This window comes from Azospirillum formosense (assembly GCF_040500525.1).
In the GTDB taxonomy this organism is placed as follows: Bacteria; Pseudomonadota; Alphaproteobacteria; order Azospirillales; family Azospirillaceae; genus Azospirillum; species Azospirillum formosense_A.
Genome location: NZ_CP159404.1, coordinates 548302 through 563268 on the forward strand (window position 1 = coordinate 548302; position 14967 = coordinate 563268).

Below are 14967 nucleotides of genomic sequence, written 5' to 3' on the forward strand. Positions count from 1 at the left end.
CATGCCGTCAGAACACCCGTCGCCCGAAGCCTCTCAGCCCAGCCAGAACGCCCCCGAACCCCTCCTGAAGCTGGGCGACGCGCCCCGCCCGGCCGCCATGCCCGACAGCCTCGCCGCCGAGGTCGCGGGCTGGCGCTTCGTCCTGCGCAGCCCGGTGGCTTCCAGCTTCTATTCCAAGCCGGGAACACCGTGGCTGGCGCCGCCGGAGGGCTGCCTGCGGGCCAGCGACCGCTGGAATCTGGACGGAGCCTTCGCCACCGACCAGCCCGTCGAGAACGGCGCGCAATGGGTTGTCGCGCGGTTCGAGGGTGGCGTGTGGCGTGTGGAGCGCTGCGTTCCGGCCGCCCCCCGGCCGGCGGCGCGCGACCTTCTGCGCCTGCGGGTGGACCGGCTGACCGCCGCCCGCCGCTGGACGCACGGCGATCTGGAACTTCTGCACAGCCTGTTGGATGGCGGGACCGTGGCAGAATCCGTCCTTCTGGCCGGTGACGATGGACGGGCGCGCTCCTTGCGGTCGTTGAAGGCGCTGGGTCTTGCCGGAGCGGCCTCCGCGGACGACCCGGAGCTTCCCGACGCGGCGAAGGCCCTGATCGCGGACGGGGCGGGCAGCGTCGTCTGGCTCGACGCCGACGCGCGGGAAATCGCCGACGGCATCCTGTCCTGGCACGCCAGGAAGCAGGCGCGCGCCGCCGCTCGGGTGAGTCGGGGCGCCGAGGCGAAGCAGCGCGGCGACGACATCAAGGACGCCCTCACCAAGGCGGTGCAACGGGCCTTCCCGCGCATTCCCAAGGAGGCCGCCGCCGCCGCCGCCGCCCGGCTGGCGCCCGGTGTCAAGAAGCTGGGCCGCATGCCGGCGCTGCAGCCCATCGTGGACGCGGTGGCGGAGGTGCGGCTGGAGCGCTGGCGGCAGGCCGTGGCGTCGGAGCCGGAGGTGGCGAAGCGGCTGGCCGCCATGGAGGCGCGCGGCGACGCGAACCGCGCGCTCAAGCGCTACCGGGACCAGCGGGCGGTCGAGCGCGCGGAGGCCGAGTTGAAGGAGTGGCGCGGCGACCTCGGCCCCGTGCTGTCCCGCCGCCTGGGCTGGTGACGGCGCAGGAGCGGCGTCAGCGTGCGCCGGGGAACCACTCGGTGTGGCTGTCGCCGCTGCGGCCGTAATAGACGACCCGCCGGCCGAGGATGCTGACGGTCCAGCCAGCGCAGCCGGCCCGCAGCACCCGCTCGCGGAAGCCGCCATAACGGATCGTTCCGGACTGGATGGCGCGGACGGCGGATTCCACGCCCTCCACCGAGAAGTGCATGGCCGGCGGCAGGGGAGAGGGCCGGGCCTCCACCCGCTCCGTCGTCCCGTCCGGGAAATAGTAGGTCGTTTCCGAGCGCACGAGATCGGTGTGATAGCGCTCCACCCCCGCGACGGCCAGCGCTGCGACGACTTCGGGAAAGCTGATGCGCTCCTCGTCCGAAGCGCGGCTGCACTCCCGCAGGATGGCCGTGATCTTGGAACCCATGACGTTTCCTCCGTTCCGCGCGAGCGCCGCGGTCAATCGATGGGAATGGAGCGCAGGCCCATCCGGCGGACGATGCTCTTCAACATGTCTTCGATCCGCGCCCGCTCGGCGGGCTCCAGATGCCCGAAGAAGTCGGCGTCGTTGCGGTCCGCCAGGGCGGACAGGTCCGGCACCAACGCCCGCCCCTCCGGGGTGAGCGCCAGCGTCCGGCAGCGCCGGTCGTCGGGGTCGGCCGTCTGGGTGAGCAGTCCCTTGGCGGCGAGGCGATCGGCCAGTTTTGAAATCGCTCCCCGCGTCATGCCCAGCCGGTCGGCGAGCAGGCTGGGCGCCACTCCATCGCCGTCGTGGAGATCGCGCAGCACGACCCACTCGGCCACGGTCACTCCCCGCCCCGCCACCTTTGCGGCGAAGGCATGGGACACGTGATTCGACACGAAGCGCAGCCAATAGCCGAGATGCGCGTCCAGCGGGCTGATGTCCGATGCGGCCATCGGCTTCACCTTTTTAAGTTTCCTAGGAAACTAACGCGAGGCAGTTTCCTAGTCAACTTTTTTGGATTGCCGTCGCGGCAGCACGATGACGCAGCTTTCCGCCAAGACTTCCCCCGCAACGAGGACGCCAAGTTTCAAACTTGAAACGCGCAGCGCCAGGGAATCGAAGGATTGCTTTGTAATTTCCCTTCGGCCGAGCCGGCATAAATGAGACGGGACAGGACAGAACTGTTCAATCCAGACCCGGAAATCCGGATGCCAGTTCTATGGAGCATCACCAACGCGGTAAACGATAAGACTATGACTATTTGGAAGCTGCGCCTTTCGACAAATTGAATTGAAATCCACGATTGCTGGCATCTAAATCAATCCCCGACACGACCCACCAGCCACCTCCACATGCCTCTGGTGATCCCATGCTCAAGCTCATGTCAGCGGGACGCGCGGAATTGAAGGCCAAGCTCGCGTCGCTGGATGCCGCAAAGGCCATCGTCGACCTTTCGCCGGACGGTCTGGTTCTTTCCGCAAACAAGAATTTTATTGCGGCGCTCGGCTGCAGCCTGGATGAGATCAAGGGCCGGCCTTGGTCGTCGGTTTTCTTCCTTCGAAGCGAAGAGGGCAGCACCCCGCAGACCGTGTGGGATGCGCTGCGGCGTGGCCAACCATGGTCCGGAGAATGCCTGCTGCTTGGCAAGGCCGGGCGGGAGCCATGGGTCCAGGCGGTCTTCACCCCGGTCCGGGACCACAAGGGCCGGACGGTCATGGTCGTGGCCTACGCCACGGACATCACCGCCAACAAGCGCCGGTCCGCCGATCTGGAGGGACAGATCGCAGCGGTCAACAAATCGCAGGCGGTCATCGAATTCGACATCGACGGCAATGTCCTGGCGGCGAACGCCAACTTCCTCGCCACCATGGGCTATCGGCTGGATGAAATCACCGGCCGGCATCACGCCATCTTCGTGGCGCCGGAGGAGCGCAACGGCGACGCCTACCGCCGCTTCTGGGACGCGCTCCGGCGCGGCGAGCACCAGACGACGGAGTTCCGGCGGCTGCGCAAGGACGGCGCCGACGTCTGGATCCAGGCCAGCTACAACCCCGTCTTCGACCCGCAGGGTCGCTTGGTCAAGGTCGTCAAGTTCGCCACCGACATCACGGAGCGGGTAAAGGAGCGGTTGAACCGCGCCGACATCGGGCGCGCGGTGGATGGCGACCTCGGCCGTATCTCCCAGTCCATCGCCGATGCCAATCGGCAGGCGTCCGCCGCGGCGGAGGCCGCCGCCCAGACCAGCCACACCGTACAATCCATCGCCGCGGGGACCGAGGAACTCGTCGCGTCCGTCAACGAGATCAGCCAGCAGACCGCCACCGCCTCGGTGATCTCGAACGACGCGGTCGGCGAGGCCGAACGGATCGGCGCGACGGTTGAGGAACTGGTGGAGGCCGCCAAGCAGATCGGCTTGGTGGTCAAGATGATCTCGGACATCGCCAACCAGACCAATCTGCTGGCGCTGAACGCGACCATCGAGGCCGCGCGGGCCGGGGAGAACGGCAAGGGTTTCGCGGTGGTCGCGTCCGAGGTGAAGGCGCTGGCGACCCAGGCGGCCAAGGCAACGGAGCAGATCACGTCGCAGATCGCCCAAGTCCAGGGCGCCACCGACTCCGCCGCCCGCGCCATCAGCTCGATCGGCGGCACGATCCGCAAACTGAACGGCATCTCCGCCGCCATCGCGTCCGCCACCGAGGAGCAGAGCGCCGTCGTGCGCGACATCTCCGCCCACATGCAGGTCACCGCCGACGCCATCGCGACGATCAGCGGCAACATGGCCGGCATCGCCCACGCCACCGAAGACGCCGCGCAGTCGACCGGAAAGGTCAAGGCGCTGTCACGCACCCTGGCGGCCTGATGCACATCTCCGCAGCCAAAACCGTGGATTGAGATCAAGGAGCGGAAAAATCGGACGGAAGCCGTTGCGGCGGCGTGCTGCAAGACGTTAACAACTTATGGGATTATTGATCGGCTTGACCGATCCGCATTGGATGGTATTGTCAGGCCATATCCGGGAATTCGAACCGGTTGAGGCGCTGATATTCAATCGGAGCGCGGCATGCCCCCGGCATCGGAACGCCGGACGGAGGCCGCGCTCCATCGTTCCGCTTTGCCGAGGCAGCCCATGCACCGCCTGATGCCGTTTCGCACCCTCGCGACCCTGTGGCTTGCCGTCCTGCTCTGTATCCCGGCGGCGGTGTCCGCCCGTGCGGACGATATCTACCGGGTGCTGACTTGGAAGATGGCGCCCTACGCGATGGTCGACGAGCAGGGCAGGCTGACCGGCTTCGAGGTGGAGATCGCCCGCGCCCTCTGCGACACCATGGGCATCCGCTGCGAGATCACCGCGCTGCAGTTTCCGGAAGTCCTGGACCTGCTCGACCGCAACGCCGCCGACTTCGCGGTCGCCAGCATCCTGAAAACTCCGGAGCGGATGAAGAAATACCTCTTCACCGACCGCCACAAACGGTCCAGCTCCAGCTACATCGGGCGGGCCGGCGGATGGACGCCGGGCGTGGCGCCGGACCTGACCGGCAAGCGCGTCTCCGTGACCCGCGGATCGAAGCAGTATGATTACCTGACCGCGAAGAACACCGGCTGCACCGTTGTGATCTACGACGACCAGGCGGAAGCGCTGCGCGCCGTCCTTGACGGGCAGGTCGACCTCGCCCTGGCCCCGACCGCCGTCACCGTCCATCTGCTGACCAGCGCGGAGGGCGAAGAGTTGGAGGTGGTGGGCGACCCGCTGACCGAGAGCGGGCTGGGCGGCGAGTCGGCCATCGCCCTCCCGCTGGGCCGTGAGGAGCTGCGCGACCGCGTCAACATGGCTCTGCGTGCCATCCTCGCGGACGGGCGCTACGACGCCATCAGCTCCCGCTTCCTGCCCTTCCGGATGTATTGAGGCCCCAATGGGTTTCCGCATGCGCCTCCCCACGGCACACGCCCTGCTGACCGCCGCGGCCCTGCTCGCCGGGCTCGCGCTGCCGCAGCCGGCCGGGGCCGACGCACCGCCACCGGCTGGCCGGCCGCAGCTGCGCATCGTCGTCATCGACCATTCCCCACCCTTCAGCGACCGCAACGCCGACGGGCTGCTGGTCGGCTTCAACATCGACTTCGGGCGGGAGCTGTGCCGGTCGCTGGAGGTGGTGTGCAGCTTCGACGCGGCCCCCTTCAAGCAGATCATCGACGACGTCGCCGCAGGCCGCTACGACATCGGCTTCGGCAATGTCTTGCGCACGCCGGAGCGCGAGCAGCGGCTCCTGTTCTCCCTTCCTTACTGGCGGTCGAGCACCAGTCTGGTCGGGCGGCGGGGCATGCCGGAGCTGGGCCTGGAGGAGGCGATCCGCAGCCGGCGCATCGCCGCCATCCGCGGCTCGCGGCAGCACGCCGCCCTGCTCCGTCTCGCCGATGCCGATCCGACGCTGCAGGCCAATCTCATTCCCGTCTCCACGCTCGACGACTTGTGGGAGGCCATGCGCAGCGGCCGAAGCGAGATGGCCATCGGGCCGACGCTGAACGTGGTGCATTTCCTGCTGTCCGACTCCGGGGACGGTTTCGAGACCATCGGCACCCCGATGTCGGAGGATGGGCTGGGCGGGACCGTGCACATCGTCTTTCCGCCCGGCCGGCACGACTTGAAGGCGTCGGTGGACCGGGCGCTGACGGCCCTGCGCAACGACGGCACCTACCAGCGGATCAACCGCACGTACTTCCCCTTCGACATCTATTGAACCGGAACCGGCCATGACGCCCGCCCGCGACCGCAGGCATCCCCGCGTACGGCTGCAGCCGGCGATTCTCACCGGCGGCGCCATCCTGCTGACGCTGATCGGCCTGCTGTTCCTCGGCATCGTCGGGGAGCAGGGCAAGATGGAACGTCTGGCCGCCGACAGCCAGGACCGCATGGTGCCGCTGATCCTGGAACGCCAGCGCGCCGTGGTGAATCTGGAGCGGCTGAAGCAGTCGGGGGCGATCGTCCTCTCCGCCGACGATCCCCGCCGCCGCCGCGAGGCCCTGCTGGCCGCCCAGGCCCTGGCCTTCCACCCGACCTTCCAGTTCGACCCCGCGTTGAAGCGGCAGGTCACGGATGCCTACGCGGTCATCCGGCAGGTCTCCTCGGCGAAGGCCCGGCGGTTGGAGGGTGCCGACGCCGGCGCGCACGCCGAGGAGGAGCGCCTCGCCGAGACCTGGGCCCAGACGCTGGTCGGGTTGAACACGGTCGGCGACCGGCTGCTGGTCGACGTCACCGAATTGACGGCCGGCCGCCTCGGCCAGATCCAGGAGCGCACCCGCCTGGTGTCGCAGGTCATACAATTCGCTTTCGTGGCGGTGCTGGCGATCTTCATCGCCGCGGGGCTGCTGATCCGCCGCCATGTGGTCAGGCCGCTGCTCGCCGCCGCCGACGGCCTGCGCCGCATCGGCGAGGGCGAGCGCGACATCCGGCTTCCCGGCGCCCGCACGCAGGAACTGGACAGCATCCAGAACGCCGTCGTCCGGCTGGGCACCCAGGCCGAGGAACTGCGCCTGACCCGGGACCGGGCGGAGGCGGCGTCCCAGGCCAAGGCCAGCTTCCTCGCCAACATGAGCCACGAGATCCGCACCCCGATGAACGCGGTGATCGGCCTGTCGCATCTGGCCCTGAAAACCGACCTGACGCCGCGCCAGCGCGATTACGTCCTCAAGATCAGCCAGTCCGGCCAGCATCTGCTGGGCATCATCAACGACATCCTCGACTTCTCCAAGATCGAGGCCGGCAAGCTGAGCGTCGAGCGCACCGGCTTCCATCTGGACAAGGTGCTGGGCACGCTCGCCGACCTGATCGCGGAGAAGGCCGCGGCCAAGGGGCTGGAACTGATCTTCGACGTCGCCCAGAACGTGCCGAGCGACCTGATCGGCGACCCGCTGCGCATCGGGCAGATCCTGGTCAACTACGCCAACAACGCGGTCAAATTCACCGAGCGCGGCGAGATCGCCATCATCGTCCGCCTCGTGGAGGAGGCCGGCGAGGAACTGCTCATCCGCTTCGAGGTGCGCGACACCGGCATCGGCCTGAGCGACGACCAGAAAAATCAGCTGTTCCAGAGCTTCCAGCAGGCCGACGCCTCGACCACCCGCAAATACGGCGGCACCGGCCTGGGTCTGGCCATCTCCAAACGGCTGGCCGAGCTGATGGGCGGCTCGGTCGGGGTGGAGAGCGCGCCGGGCCGCGGCGCGTGCTTCTGGTTCACCGCCCGGCTGGGCCGCGACAAGCCGCGCCGCGTGTTGCTGCCGCGGCCCGATCTGCGCGGCCTGCGCTGTCTGGTGGTGGACGACAACGAGAACGCCCGCATCGTGCTGACCGATATGCTCTCGGCCATGTCCTTCACCGCCGAAGCCGTCGATTCCGGCCAGGCGGCCATTCAAGCGGCGCGGCGCGCGGCGCGCGACGGCCGGCCTTTCCGCGTCGTTCTGCTCGATTGGCAGATGCCGGGGATGGACGGGCTGGAGACCTCCGCCGGCCTCGCCGCGCTGGAGCTGGAGATGGCCCCCCACCACATCATGGTCACCTCCTATGGGCGGGAAGAGGTCCTGAAGGGCGCCGAGAACACGGCCATCGAGGAGATTCTGTTCAAGCCCGTCAACCCGTCGGCGCTGTTCGACGGCATCATGCGGGTGCTCGGCGCCGACGAGGCGGCGACGGACGTCTGCCCGGCGCCGACCGCCGCTCCGGCCGCCGATCTGTCGCGCCTGCGCGGAGCCCGCATCCTGCTGGCCGAGGACAACGACCTGAACCAGCAGGTGGCCTGCGAACTGCTGGGCGACGCCGGACTGGTGGTGGAGGTTGCGGAGAACGGCGCCATCGCGGTGAACATGGTGCGGGCGGCCTCCTACGACCTCGTGCTGATGGACATGCAGATGCCGGTCATGGACGGCGTCGCCGCGACCCTGGAAATCCGCCGGCTGGGCTTCGGCGGTCTCCCCATCGTCGCGATGACCGCCAACGCGATGCAGGCCGACCGCGACCGCTGCCTGGACGCGGGCATGAACGACTATCTGGCCAAGCCCATCGATCCGGAGGCGCTGTGGGCCGCCCTGCTGACCTGGGTCGAGCCCCGCCCCGGCCTCGGTGCCGAGGCTCCCTCTCCCCTCTCGACTCCGGTGGTGGAAGAGGAGGCCGACCTGCCCGTCGGTGTTCCCGGGTTGGACACCGCCACCGGCCTGTCGCGGGTGCTGGGCAAGAGGCGCCTCTACCTCGACCTGCTGCGCAAGTTCACCGCCGGGCAGCGCGGTGCGACGACCGCCATCCGCGCGGCTCTGGACGCGGGCGACCTCACCACGGCGGAGCGCTGCGCCCACACGCTGAAGGGAACCGCCGGCAACATCGGCGCCCACCCCGTCCAGGACGCCGCCGAACGGCTGGAGGCCGCCATCCGCGACGCCCGGCCACGCACGGACATCGACGAGCGGCTGGCCGCGCTGGAGCCGCCGCTCGGCGCTCTCCTCGCCCATCTGGAGGCGGCGCTGGCGCCGGCGGGCGCCGACTCACCGCCCGAAACCGAGAGCGTCGCGGTGGATGCGGACGACCTCCGCGCCCTGTGCGACCGGCTCCGCCAGCTTCTGCTCGACAGCGACCCGGACGCCGAGGAGACGTTGACGGCGAACGCCGGCTTGCTGCGGACCGCCTTCCCCGACCGGTTCGAGGCCATCGCCAACCAGATTCGCAACTTCGACTTCGACGAAGCCGCCGCGACCCTGGACGCGGCGCTGGCCGAACGCGGCCTGACCGCGCATTCCTGAACAGACGCCGGCCCCTCATATCGGAACGAGTTGATGGACATCGCATCGCCAGCACCGGCTCCCGCTGCGCCGAAGGCCACGATCCTCATCGTGGACGACACGCCGGACAATTTGAAACTGCTCAGCGGCCTGCTGAAGGACAGCTACAAGGTCAAGGTGGCCAACAACGGGCGCAAGGCGCTGGAGATCGCCGCCGCCTCCCCCGCGCCCGACCTGATCCTGTTGGACGTGGTCATGCCGGAGATGGACGGCTACGAGGTCTGCGCCGCCTTGAAGGAGGCGCCGGGAACCCGCAACATCCCCGTGATCTTCCTGACCGGCCGCGCCGATGAGTCCGACCGGGAGCGCGGCTTCGCCCTGGGGGCGGTGGATTACATCGCCAAGCCGGTCGATCCGCCGGCGGTGCTGCAGCGGGTCGCCGCGCGCCTTCCGGTGCCCTGACCGCAGCCACCCCCCTGCCCGCCGCGATACGGAGGACCGGCCTCAAGCCGGTGCTTCCGCTGGGGTGGACACCCGCCGCGGCATCCGCACGACGAAGGTGGCGCCGCCGCCGGGCAGGCTCTCCACATCGATGGTCCCCTGAAGCACCTGATGGACGAGGTTGAAGGCGACGTAGAGCCCCAGCCCCGGAAACTCGATGCCCCGGCGGGTGGTGAAGAAGGGGTCGAACAGCTTGGGCAGATGCTCCGGATCGATCCCCTTGCCGTCATCCGACAGACGCAACTCCACCCAGTCCCCATCCCGCGGCGTCACCGACAGGGCGACCCGCCCGCATTGACCGGGGCGGAAGGCGTGGGCCACGGCGTTGCGGATCAGGATGGACAGAACCTCCGACAGCGGGCCGGGATGGCTGTCGATGGTCAGGCCGGCGGGACAGGTCACGGTAAGGCTGTGCCCGGCCTCGCGCAGGTGGGGGTCGAGCCCGAACAGCGCGTCGGACAGATAGTCCTTGAGGTCGAACACCCGCCGCTCCGACCCGGCGCGGTCCACCACCACCTGCTTGAAGCTCTGGATCAGGTTGGCGGTGCGCACGATGTTGGTGGTGACCAGCAACGCCCCTTCCCGCGCGTTCTCCAGGAAGCGGGCAAGATCGGACTTGCGGATCGCCCCGCTCTGGAACTGCGAGGCCAGCGATTCGACCAGCGCGGAGAGATGCGACACCGCGGTCAGGGCCACCCCGATCGGCGTGTTGATCTCATGCGCGACGCCGGACACCAGCAGGCCCAGCGCCGCCATCTTCTCCGTCTGGATCAGGTGCTGCTGCGTCTCCTCCAGCCGGCTGTGGGCGGCCCGCACCTCCTCGACGGTGGCCCGCAGCGAGTCGGCGGTGGCCTTCAGCGACAGGTGGTTCTTCACCCGCGCCAGGACGATGGGGGGGCTGATCGGCTTGCTGATGTAGTCGACGGCGCCCAGATCCAGACCGAACTTCTCATCCTCCACCGAGGTGCGCGCGGTGAGGAAGATCACGGGAACGTCGCGGGTCCGCGGATCGGCCTTGAGGCGGCGGCACACCTCGTAGCCGTCCATGCTCGGCATCATGACGTCGAGCAGGATCAGGTCCGGAGGCTGGTCGGAAAAGGCGATGCGCAGAGCGGCATCGCCGTTGTTCACGGTCTTGACCGCATAAATGGATTTCAGGTGGCTGCTCAGCAGCGACAGGTTGTCGGCGGTGTCATCCACGATGAGAATCGTCGCCTTCGTCGGTGCTCCCATATCCGCCCCTTCCTCTTGCGGCGGAAAAGACGATGCGGCGCTCCCCCGCTTGGGGGCACCGGCCACAACCAGCGCTTCTCCAGCCTGCAGAAACACCCTCGTCCGCCAAAAGGGACCTTACAACGCGATTTTTTATCATCAAAGACAATTTATCGGCGATCGAATGGCGGAACACTCTCCCTTTGGATCATTATATGACAAAAAAACAACCAAATTTTGCACATTGCCCGAATTTGCGGACCGCCGCATCGCGCCGGGGAACCGGCCGGCGCCCGTCGGCGTTTCCGTGTCCGCGGGCGGCGGCGGGGGCGCGAAAAAGTGGTAGCCCGCCCTCACCCGTCAAACTGTCACTGACCGCTCGTATAGTCCGTCCAACTTTGGAAATGCCTCGTGAATCCAGCCATGCCGACGCCGACACACTCCCGAATGATCCAGTCCGCCGCCACACCGAAGCTGCATTGCGCCTGCTGCGGGCGTCCGTTCACCCGCGCCTCCGGCCGCGGCCCCGCCCCGCTCTACTGCTCGGCGGACTGCCGGACGCAGATCCGCATCCGCCAGCGTGTCTGGTCGAGCCGGCCCGGCTACGCCGTTGCGAACGGCACGGCCAACCACCGCCCCACCCTGTTCGAGACGGCCTGCGCATCATGATGAAGCTGGTGATCCACGACCGCCATTCCGCCGCCGGGCTGATCCTGCCGGAGGTCGGCCACATGCGCGACGTCGTGCGCGCCCTGCGCGGGCTGGAGACGGTGGACAGCGCGTCGGTGCTTCTGGAGGCCTTCGCGCGGCGCTGCCTGGAGGCCGGCGTGGCCTTCGATTCGACGGACCCGCTGACCGCCTGCTCCTTCTGCACCCATCTGGTGGAGGTGGAGGTCCATGCGGAGGACGGGGCGGCGCCCGTCCAGTTCGTCCGGCTCTACGACCGCGACGCCGACGGCATCCTCTGCCGCCGCCATCACGGCACCCTTCACGCGGTGGCCCGGCAGTTGCGGTGCGAGGACGGCGTGCCCTTCCTCACCCTGCCGGCCATCGCCGCCAAAACGGCGGCCTTCACGGCGGCCTTCCCGCCGCGCCCGCTCTGACCGGGCAGACGCGGACGGGAGCACGACCCGTTACGGCATGTGCCCGTTACGGCATGTACTGGCCGCCGTTGACGTCGAGCACCTGCCCGGTGATGTAGCCGCTGCAGGCGTGCGACGCGAAGAACAGGAAGGTCGGGGCGCACTCTTCCGGACGGCCGAAGCGGCCCATCGGGAAGCCGGAGCCGATGCGCGCCTTGGTGTCCTCGTCCTTGTCGGCGTGGAAGGCGGTGTCGAAGGTGCCCGGCGACACCATGTTGAAGCGGATGCCGTCCTTGGTGTGGAAAGCCACCCAGTTCTTCTGGATGTTGTGCAGCCAAGCCTTGGCCGCGCCGTACAGACCGGCGCCCGGACCGCCGCCGGTGTAGCCGGCGACCGAGCCGACCGAGATCACCGACGAGGTGGTGCCGTTCTGCGCCGCTGCGGCCTTCAGGTGCGGCAGGGCGTGCTTGGTCACCATCAGCGCGGAGCGGGCGTTCAGGTCGGTCACCGCGTCGAAGAAGGCGTCGTCGATCTCCGGCAGCGGCTTGCGCGCGACCAGGCCGCCCGCGTTGTTGACGAGCACATCGATGCCGCCGAAGCGCTCCACGAAGGCCTCGACCAGCGTGCCGCACGCCGCGCTGTCCGACACGTCGGCCTGCAGGAAGACGACCTCGCCGCCCAGCCCGTTCAGACGGGCCAGCGTGGCCTCCAGGTCCGCCGGGACGCGGCGGCCGTTCATGGCGACCTTGGCGCCGGCGCGGGCGAACGCCTCCACCGCCGCCAGGCCGATGCCCTGCGTGGAGCCGGTGATCAGAACGCGCTTGCCCTTCAGATCGTCAAACATTCCTTGCCTCTCGTGTCTTGGTGTCGTTTTGGCCCGGCTCAATCGGCCAGGCGGGGTTCCGGCAGGCCCTGGGCGCCGGGGTCGAACATCAGGACGCGCCCGCCATGCGGGTCCTCGGCGAGGTCCGCCGGCCCGCGGCTGAGCGAGGTGACCAGCATCGTCCGCAGGTCCGGCCCACCGAAGGCGCACATGGTCGGCTTGCGCATCGGCACCTCGATGCGGCGGTCGAGGTCGCCGTTCGGGGTGAAGCGCTTGATGCAGCCCTCGTCCAGGCAGCAGATCCAGTAGCAGCCGTCGACGTCCACCGCGGCGCCGTCGGGACGCCCGACCATCGACCGCATGTCGACGAAGGGGCGGCGGTTGGCGGCGGTGCCGGTGTCCGTGTCGTAGTCCCAGGCCCAGACCATCCGCACGTCGCGGTGGCTGTCGGACGCGTAGAGCGTGCGCCCGTCCGGGCTGAAGGCGGAGCCGTTGGGGATGATGTAGCCGCCGGTCCCGGTTTCCGTCAGCCCGTCGGCCCGCGTGAAGCGGTGCCACAGGCCGGAGGAGTCGCCCTGGCTGATGTCCATGACCATGCTGGACAGCCAGAACCGCCCCTGCCGGTCGCAGCGCCCGTCGTTGAAGCGCATGCCCTCCTTGGGGAAGCGGTGGGTGGCGAGGGCAGTGACCACCGCCTCCCCGCCCTCGCCCGGCAGGTCCACGTCGAAGACGCCGGTCTCGCAGGCGCAGACCACGCCGCCGTCCGGACGCAGGACGAGGCTGCCGATCATCTCCGGCAGGGTCCAGCGGCGGTGGGCGCCGCTGGAGGGGTCGAGCCGGTGGATGGTCCGCGCCGGAATGTCGATCCAGGTCCACGAGCCCCGGTCGGCGTCCCAGACCGGATTCTCGCCGGTGCCGTTGCGCAGTTCGGGATCGAAGACGGCTTCCAGGCCGATGCGGGTCACGGCCGTCATTCCGGGGTCCCCATGCGGCTGCTCCCGGCGGCCGGGTTGATCGTCGTCGGTCCACCGGACGAGCGCTCCGCCCACAGGCGGCGCAGCAGCGGAAGCATCAGCGTCAGGATCGCGATGGTCAGCAGGACCGCGGTGATCGGGCGGGTGTAGAGGAAGTCGTAGCTGCCGTTGGACAGCGACAGCGCGCGGCGGAAGTTCGCCTCGGCCATCGGCCCCATGATGAGGGCGAGCACGACGGGCGAGGCCGGGAAGTCCCACTTCTGCATGAAGTAGCCGACGACGCCGGCGGCCAGCATGATCCAGATGTCGAACAGGCTGTTGTTGATGGCGTAGGTGCCGACGATGCAGAGCGCCAGGATGAACGGCGTCAGCACCGACTTCGGCATCTGCAGGATGCGCCCCATGAAGCGCAGCGAGCCGAGGCCGACCACCAGCATCATCACGTAGCAGACCAGCATGCCGGCGAACAGCGTGAAGACCAGATCGGCGTGGTCCTTGAACAGCAGCGGGCCGGGCTGCAGCCCCTGGAGCGTCAGGGCACCCAGCATCACGGCGGTCACCGCGTCGCCGGGAATGCCCAGCGTCAGCATGGTCAGCAGCGCGCCGCCGGTGCAGCCGTTGGCGCCGGATTCGCAGGCGGCGACGGCGCCCAGCTCGCCCTTGCCGTAATTCTCCGGCGTCTTGCTGAAGCGCTTGGCCTCGTTGTAGGCGACGAAGGCGGCGATGTCGGCGCCGGCGCCGGGGATCATGCCGATGACGATGCCGAGGCCCGAGGAGCGCGCGATGTTGCCGATCTGGCGGCGGAACATGTGCCAGGGCGGAATGATGCGGTCCAGCGCCGCGGCCATGCCGGCGCGGACCTGCGGGTCCTCCAGCGACTTGAAGGCTTCGGCGGCGGCGAACAGGCCGATCATCACCGGGATGAAGGGCACGTTGAACAGCTCGGTGTAGCCGCCGGTGTAGCGCGGGAAGCCGCCCATCGGGTCGAGCCCGACGGTCGCCAGCAGCAGGCCGAGGAAGCCGGAGATCAAGCCCTTGATGACCGACACGCCGGAGATGCTGGCGATGATCGACAGGCCGAAGACGGCGAGCGCGAAGGACTCAGACGCGCTGAACTCCAGGGCGAAGCGCGCCAGCACCGGGGCCAGGAAAATCAGCACGAAGACGCTGGCCGTGCCGCCCAGGAAGGACGAGAAGGTGGCGGTGCCCAGCGCGATGCCGGCCTGTCCCTTCTTGGTCAGCTCGTAGCCGTCGATGGCGGTGGCGGCGGCCGCCGGAGTGCCGGGGATCTTGAGCAGGATGGCCGTGACCGACCCGCCGTAGATGCCGCCGAAGAAGACGCCGGAAATCATCAGCAGACCCGACAGCGGGTCCATGCCGAAGGTGAAGGGCAGCAGGATGGCGACGCCCATGGTGGCCGTCAGGCCGGGCAGCGCGCCGATGATGATGCCCAGCGTGACGCCCACGAGCGCCAGCAGCAGGGCCATCGGTTGGGCGAGCAGGGTCTGCGCGCCCTTGAGAAGCATATCGAGTTCGTACATCTCACACCTCCGCTGGCGGGGTGTTGCGGCGGG

Annotated in this window: 13 protein-coding genes and 1 pseudogene; 8 read left to right on the forward strand and 6 right to left on the reverse strand. The window is 68.7% G+C overall.

The window, feature by feature from the left end:
* Position 1 precedes the first annotated feature (1 nt).
* Positions 2-1087, forward strand: a complete 1086-nt coding sequence (locus tag ABVN73_RS23140; RefSeq protein ID WP_353860941.1) for a hypothetical protein — start codon at positions 2-4, stop codon at positions 1085-1087.
* Between the two features lie 16 nt (positions 1088-1103).
* On the opposite strand, the gene ABVN73_RS23145 is transcribed toward ABVN73_RS23140, so the two are convergent.
* The gene (locus tag ABVN73_RS23145) at positions 1104-1505 is read right to left on the reverse strand and encodes a DUF1398 domain-containing protein (RefSeq protein WP_353860942.1); all 402 of its coding nucleotides are present in this window, start codon (positions 1503-1505) and stop codon (positions 1104-1106) included.
* A 32-nt stretch (positions 1506-1537) separates the two neighbouring features.
* On the reverse strand, positions 1538-1996 hold the full coding sequence (locus ABVN73_RS23150) for a MarR family transcriptional regulator (RefSeq protein WP_353860943.1): 459 nt from the start codon (positions 1994-1996) through the stop codon (positions 1538-1540).
* 428 nt (positions 1997-2424) lie between these two features.
* Here ABVN73_RS23150 and ABVN73_RS23155 point away from each other — a divergent pair, with 428 nt between their 5' ends.
* The 5 genes and pseudogenes from ABVN73_RS23155 to ABVN73_RS23175 form a co-directional block, all read left to right on the forward strand.
* Entirely contained in the window at positions 2425-3903 is a 1479-nt protein-coding gene (locus ABVN73_RS23155; RefSeq protein WP_353860944.1) for a PAS domain-containing methyl-accepting chemotaxis protein, read from the forward strand.
* 279 nt (positions 3904-4182) lie between these two features.
* Positions 4183-4947, forward strand: a complete 765-nt coding sequence (locus ABVN73_RS23160) for a transporter substrate-binding domain-containing protein (RefSeq protein ID WP_353860945.1) — start codon at positions 4183-4185, stop codon at positions 4945-4947.
* Positions 4948-4966: 19 nt separating this feature from the next.
* On the forward strand, positions 4967-5776 hold the full coding sequence (locus tag ABVN73_RS23165; RefSeq protein ID WP_353860946.1) for a transporter substrate-binding domain-containing protein: 810 nt from the start codon (positions 4967-4969) through the stop codon (positions 5774-5776).
* 13 nt (positions 5777-5789) lie between these two features.
* The gene (locus ABVN73_RS23170) at positions 5790-8822 is read left to right on the forward strand and encodes a response regulator (protein WP_353860947.1); all 3033 of its coding nucleotides are present in this window, start codon (positions 5790-5792) and stop codon (positions 8820-8822) included.
* A gap of 33 nt (positions 8823-8855) precedes the next feature.
* Positions 8856-9239: pseudogene (locus tag ABVN73_RS23175) on the forward strand (response regulator); the annotation flags it as partial.
* A gap of 66 nt (positions 9240-9305) precedes the next feature.
* Here ABVN73_RS23175 and ABVN73_RS23180 read toward each other — a convergent pair.
* Positions 9306-10535 carry a hybrid sensor histidine kinase/response regulator gene (locus tag ABVN73_RS23180; protein ID WP_353860948.1) on the reverse strand — a complete coding sequence of 410 codons (1230 nt, stop codon included), beginning with the start codon at positions 10533-10535 and terminating at the stop codon, positions 9306-9308.
* Positions 10536-10961: 426 nt separating this feature from the next.
* Between ABVN73_RS23180 and ABVN73_RS23185 the strand changes: the two genes are divergently transcribed.
* Together ABVN73_RS23185 and ABVN73_RS23190 are read left to right on the forward strand one after the other, a co-directional pair.
* Positions 10962-11183: a hypothetical protein gene (locus ABVN73_RS23185; protein ID WP_353860949.1), complete on the forward strand. Its 222-nt coding sequence runs from the start codon at positions 10962-10964 to the stop codon at positions 11181-11183.
* Positions 11180-11617 carry a hypothetical protein gene (locus ABVN73_RS23190; RefSeq protein WP_353860950.1) on the forward strand — a complete coding sequence of 146 codons (438 nt, stop codon included), beginning with the start codon at positions 11180-11182 and terminating at the stop codon, positions 11615-11617. Before ABVN73_RS23185 ends, ABVN73_RS23190 begins: the two co-directional genes overlap by 4 nt.
* A gap of 46 nt (positions 11618-11663) precedes the next feature.
* Here ABVN73_RS23190 and ABVN73_RS23195 read toward each other — a convergent pair whose 3' ends face one another.
* From ABVN73_RS23195 to ABVN73_RS23205, 3 genes are read right to left on the reverse strand one after another with little or no spacing between them, the layout of a single operon-like run.
* Positions 11664-12440, reverse strand: coding sequence for an SDR family NAD(P)-dependent oxidoreductase (locus ABVN73_RS23195; RefSeq protein ID WP_353860951.1), 777 nt, complete (start codon positions 12438-12440; stop codon positions 11664-11666).
* Between the two features lie 38 nt (positions 12441-12478).
* Complete coding sequence (locus ABVN73_RS23200; protein ID WP_353860952.1) at positions 12479-13393, reverse strand: SMP-30/gluconolactonase/LRE family protein; 915 nt, start codon at positions 13391-13393, stop codon at positions 12479-12481.
* Positions 13390-14934 carry a tripartite tricarboxylate transporter permease gene (locus tag ABVN73_RS23205; RefSeq protein WP_353860953.1) on the reverse strand — a complete coding sequence of 515 codons (1545 nt, stop codon included), beginning with the start codon at positions 14932-14934 and terminating at the stop codon, positions 13390-13392. The genes ABVN73_RS23200 and ABVN73_RS23205 overlap by 4 nt, the downstream gene beginning before the upstream one ends.
* Positions 14935-14967 lie beyond the last annotated feature (33 nt).